The 293-nt window shown below is 35.8% G+C and carries 1 pseudogene; it reads right to left on the bottom strand.

Annotation, left to right across the window (positions count from 1 at the left end):
* A pseudogene (locus DPG01_RS18665) lies at positions 1–223 on the bottom strand (IS3 family transposase); the annotation flags it as partial.
* Positions 224–293 lie beyond the last annotated feature (70 nt).

The raw sequence follows: 293 nt of genomic DNA on the forward strand, positions 1-293 counted from the left end.
GGGATTACCCTTCATTTTTTCTTGATCAGATATCTTGTACTTTGACAGGATTTTTTTGATCTAAATATTTTTGATACCAAACACGTAGTGTTTCAGGAGTACAGCCAATTTTAGGAGCAATTGCGGAAACTGCTGCCCAATTCGATGGATAATCTTTTTCGGATTCAATCAATAATTGAACCGCTCTTTCTCTGATTTCAGGGGTATATTTTAATTTTGTCATCGGGATAGTCTCTCAGAATATTGACTCTCCGACAAACCCGGTACGGTTCATACTTTAAAGAGAAATATAA

Source organism: Acinetobacter sp. WCHAc060042, assembly GCF_003231195.1.
Taxonomy (GTDB): domain Bacteria; phylum Pseudomonadota; class Gammaproteobacteria; order Pseudomonadales; family Moraxellaceae; genus Acinetobacter.